Raw genomic sequence first — 3,991 nt, 5'->3', positions numbered from 1 at the left:
TCGACCTCGCGGAAGCTGAGCGGGAAGCGGAAGTACAGCCACACACAGTGGGAGATGACCTCGACCGGGTACCGATGCCCCCTGTACGACGGCGACGCGCTCCCCACGGACAATCCCCTCCACCATGATCAACTCGAAGATCCTCCCACGCCATTCGCCAATGTGACAGTGCCCGATCAGGTCCTGTCGGACGGACGGTGGTGTCTACCGGAGCCGGAGCACGGCGGGGAACACAAGGAGACGAGGACCGGGTCACGGTCGCCTCGAAAAGCTCACCGAGCCCCGCCCGGTCCCGCATGTGTTCTCGCATCCGAAGTCGGAAAGCTACGACACCCTGCACAAGCGGTTCCGTGCGCAGAACCCGTGGTTCAAGTACACGCGGCTCAACGGTGAGACGCACTTTCCGGGCGTCGACCTGCCGCGGGAAGTCGCCGCGGACATCGAGGGCTTCCTCCAAACGAAGTGAGGCAAGCTCCACAGTCAGTCAGCCCTGGTAGCGTCCGCCGACGTGATCGAAGCAAACGATATTCTCGCCCAACTGGACAAATGCGCCACCGAGTTCAAGCTCCCTCATCCCGACAACGGTTACTTCTACGCAGTGGATGTGCGGATGCACCTCTACCGTGACCCGGGGCGCTGGGCCCTGATCATCGAGACCGTCGGATACAACCCGCGCATGGGTAACCTCGTCAATGTGGTGGGCACCTACGGGAATTGCCTGACCACTGGTGAACCGGGTTGGGAGAACGAGGGCTTCCACGATCGCGTCGAGAACATGGAGAAGATCGACGATCAGGAGACCTACGCAGGCGGTATTCCCGTGATTGTCAGGGGCCGAACGCTGGCCGTGGAGGCGGAGCCCGGCGAGCCGCTCGAAGTCGTGTTCCGCAGACTGGTGCCGGAGCACCGGGATCTGATCCTTGCCGACGAAGCCGAAGTGCAGTCTAGGATTCCCGGGGACCTGCCGAAGGTTCTGCAACTGGAGGAATGGCACCAGCCGGAGGATATCGAGACACCTCCCAGCACGAGTGAGACCTACCAGCAGATCGCGGAAGTCCTAGCATCTGGTGACGTCGGACGCTACCGACCGAGACTTTCACCCAATACCCACTGGTCCAACTGGCCGGACTCCGGAACTCTGTGACCGGTCGCCGTGGGTTCGGCGGAATAGCGCCCGCAACGCGGCACGGCGGGCGTCGAGTGAGTGTGATCGCGTCCGACGGGGGGTGAGCTGTACTTCCATACTGCCGCAGTGCCGGAGGGAGTGGACGGCCGGAAATCGAACGGGCGGGCTACCCGCACAGCACCTGACCCGCCGGGAACGTCCCGCTTCGCGGGCCGTTCCCGAAAACCAGAGCAAAACCCCAGTAAACACCGCCGCCGGGATTGACGAAACAGATAGGGGCACGGCCGTGTGCGGGGACAGACAACACGAAGGGTCATGTAACGCGGACCGGTACCTGCCGCTCGGTCAGTAGCCGGGCCAGCTGGTCGCTCTCCTTGTCGGGCAGGGCGATGGCCGCCAGGCGGCGGGCGCGGGTGACGGCGACGTACCAGACACGCAGGACCTCGTCGGTGGCCGGGTCTGCGGTGGCCCAGCGCTGGACGCTTCCGGCATCGGGCAGCAACAGCAGGACGCCGTCTGCTTCATCGCCCTTGAGCTGGTGGACGATGTTGGAGCGGATACCGGTGGCCACCTGGAGGCGCGACACGGTGGGTTTTCCGGCGGGGCGGCCCTTGCCGCCTTGCGGAGCAGCCCCAGGAAGAGCGGGCCAGGCCTTCATGGCCTGCCAGACCTGCGGCCCCCATTCCCGGTGGGGCGCAGGCAGGCTGTGCAGGAAGGCGAACACCGTGCGGTTGACCTGTCCGGCTGAGAGACGGTGGCCAGCCATGATGCGGTCGGGGCCGCCGGTCTCGCCCGGGTACCAGTAGCCGAACAGGACGCGGACGGCGACCGCGCAGGCCCGGGCGAGGTCATCGCCGCTGGCGCCCGGGGTGTGGGTGACGGTGCGGGCCCAGGCCAGGCTGGTGATGGCTTTGGTGTTGGGCTTCTCCCGGGTGATGCCCGGCAAGGTGGCGTACTTGTAGGCGGTCACCAGGCAGTCCTTGGCCGGGATGGCGTACTCCTCGGCCAGCGTGCGGAAGACGTCGACGATGCCGGCACCGGTCGGGGCGTGCAGGTGCCGGCTGCCGGAGTCGGCGAACCGCGTGGGCAGCACGAGGACGGGGAGGTCGTCGTCGTGTACCACGGAGGTGTCCGGCGGGCGCTGTCCCGTGCGCAGGGTGGACGCGAGCCGGCAGATGACGGGGGAACTGCGCCAGTTGCCGGTCAGGTGGTGTGGGGCGGGGGAGAGCTGAGCGGCGAAGGACTGGAGAGCCTGGGGTTCGGCGCCGCGCCAAGCGTAGATGGCCTGGTCCGGGTCGCCGACGAGAACCAGCGGCAGGCCGGCGTCGTGCAGCAGCTGAAGGATCGCCAGGTCGGCGGCGGAGCAGTCCTGTGCCTCATCGACGACGACTTCCGCGAACCGGGAGAGCAGCGGGGGCAACAGAGCGGCGGCGGTCTTGGCGTGGCGCAGGTTCCACAGGGGCGCTGTCAAGTTGTTGAGTATGTCCGTGCCTGACGGTGCGTTGGGGCCTGGTGGGCTTGCGGTCCGGTCCTGGGGTCAGGCCGTGGTGGGCCGGCTGGCAGCTTGGGTGATCTGGTCCCAGATCGCGAAGCGGACGGTCATCTCGGCTCGGTGGTCGGAGGCTGTCATCAGGTGGCGGTGAGGGCGGAAGTGGGGCGAGATGCCGCTGAACGCGGACAGGAACCGCTGGGCCCCGCCTACGGAACGGAATCCCTTCATCGCGCGTTCACGCTGCCTCGTTGGCTGGTGGGAGTTCTCCGCCCGGCCCGAAGGGAGCTGCGGCTGTTGCGGTCGTCCCGGCGATGCTGATCACCGTGTCGCGCGCGCGGCCTCCAGGGCCACAGTGAAGCCGGCCCAGTCGGGATCGCAGCCGGGCACTGTCTCCACCGCGGTCACCATCATCGAGCGCAGGGCCTGGTAGATGGCCAGGAGGCCCCACATCTCCTGGGTGAGGCCCACCGGGTCCTTCGACCCGAGAACGCGGCCTTTGAGGAGGGTATGACGTAGTGCCAGGTAGGCGGTCTCGATCTCCCAGCGTTCGTGGTAGAGGCCGACCAGGCGGTCTGCTGGGTCGGTGCGGTGGTCGATCAGTGTAGTGAGCAGGCGGTAGGTTCCGCCGAAGTCGTCGCCGTGGGCGGTGCGGGAGCGGACCTCGGCCTCGATCACTCGCAGCCGAACGCTGCCGATCTGGGTGAGGTAAGAGCCGTCGGGCAGCAGGGCCAGGACCGGCGGGCGCCGGGTGCTGGTGGCACGGATCAGGAACTGTGCTCCCTGAGCCGCGATGTCTGCGAGCAGTTTGTTGCTGTCGAAGGCGCGGTCCGCCAGCAGGAGCATGTCCGAGGTCAGGTGGTTGACCAGGTCGTGTGCGTAGTCGGTTTCGCCCTGCGAGGCGGTGCCGAAGATGGCGGCGATCAGGCCGCGGGTGCCGGTTTCGCACAAGGTCATCAGCATCAGCCGGGGGTAGCCGGAAGGGCCGTGGCGGCGCTCCGTACGGCCGAGCCAGGACCGGTTGCGCTCGTGGTCGGGGACGTTCAGGCTCCCACAGCCGTCGAAGGCGACCGTTCGCCAGAGGCGGTAGCGCACTCCAGGGGTGGAGGGCTGGGCCAACGGGCCTGCCAGCACCTCGAACAGCCGCTGGAGCGGGGCCACGCCGATCCTCCGCCGCAGATCGCGAAGGGCCTTCTCCGACGTCTGCGGCACCGCAGGGGTCAGTCCGGCCACGAGCTTGCCCCACACCAGCCCGGCGCCGAGGTGCTCGAATAGCCCGAGCGTGAGGTCGGTCCGGGGCGCCCTGCCAGCATTGCTGCTGGTGGGTTTTCCCGGACCGCCTCCCGAACCCGGCGTGCCTGTTGGCCAGGCACCGG

General features: G+C 67.7%; 4 protein-coding genes and 2 pseudogenes. 2 read left to right on the top strand and 4 right to left on the bottom strand.

Going from position 1 to position 3,991, the window contains the following annotated elements; genetic code table 11:
- Positions 1 to 107: pseudogene (locus tag ACF08M_RS41420) on the bottom strand (IS6 family transposase); the annotation flags it as partial.
- A 191-nt stretch (positions 108 to 298) separates the two neighbouring features.
- On the opposite strand from ACF08M_RS41420, the gene ACF08M_RS41415 reads away from it, so the two are divergent.
- Positions 299 to 466 (top strand): hypothetical protein, encoded by a 168-nt coding sequence (locus ACF08M_RS41415; protein WP_392190484.1) that lies wholly within the window; start codon positions 299 to 301, stop codon positions 464 to 466.
- Between the two features lie 42 nt (positions 467 to 508).
- The gene (locus tag ACF08M_RS41410) at positions 509 to 1,144 is read left to right on the top strand and encodes a DUF7003 family protein (RefSeq protein WP_392190483.1); all 636 of its coding nucleotides are present in this window, start codon (positions 509 to 511) and stop codon (positions 1,142 to 1,144) included.
- A gap of 295 nt (positions 1,145 to 1,439) precedes the next feature.
- Here ACF08M_RS41410 and ACF08M_RS41405 read toward each other — a convergent pair whose 3' ends face one another.
- The 3 genes and pseudogenes from ACF08M_RS41405 to ACF08M_RS41395 form a co-directional block, all read right to left on the bottom strand.
- Positions 1,440 to 2,597: a UvrD-helicase domain-containing protein gene (locus ACF08M_RS41405; protein ID WP_392190482.1), complete on the bottom strand. Its 1,158-nt coding sequence runs from the start codon at positions 2,595 to 2,597 to the stop codon at positions 1,440 to 1,442.
- Positions 2,598 to 2,663: 66 nt separating this feature from the next.
- Positions 2,664 to 2,894: pseudogene (locus ACF08M_RS41400) on the bottom strand (IS6 family transposase); the annotation flags it as partial.
- A 42-nt stretch (positions 2,895 to 2,936) separates the two neighbouring features.
- The coding region (locus tag ACF08M_RS41395; RefSeq protein WP_392190481.1) for a transposase at positions 2,937 to 3,991 on the bottom strand (1,055 nt) is incomplete at its 5' end.

Source organism: Streptomyces sp. NPDC015032 (assembly GCF_043080425.1).
Classification (GTDB): domain Bacteria; phylum Actinomycetota; class Actinomycetes; order Streptomycetales; family Streptomycetaceae; genus Streptomyces.
The sequence above is the reverse complement of the archived record's forward strand: the minus strand, read 5'-3'. Positions and strand labels throughout refer to the sequence as shown.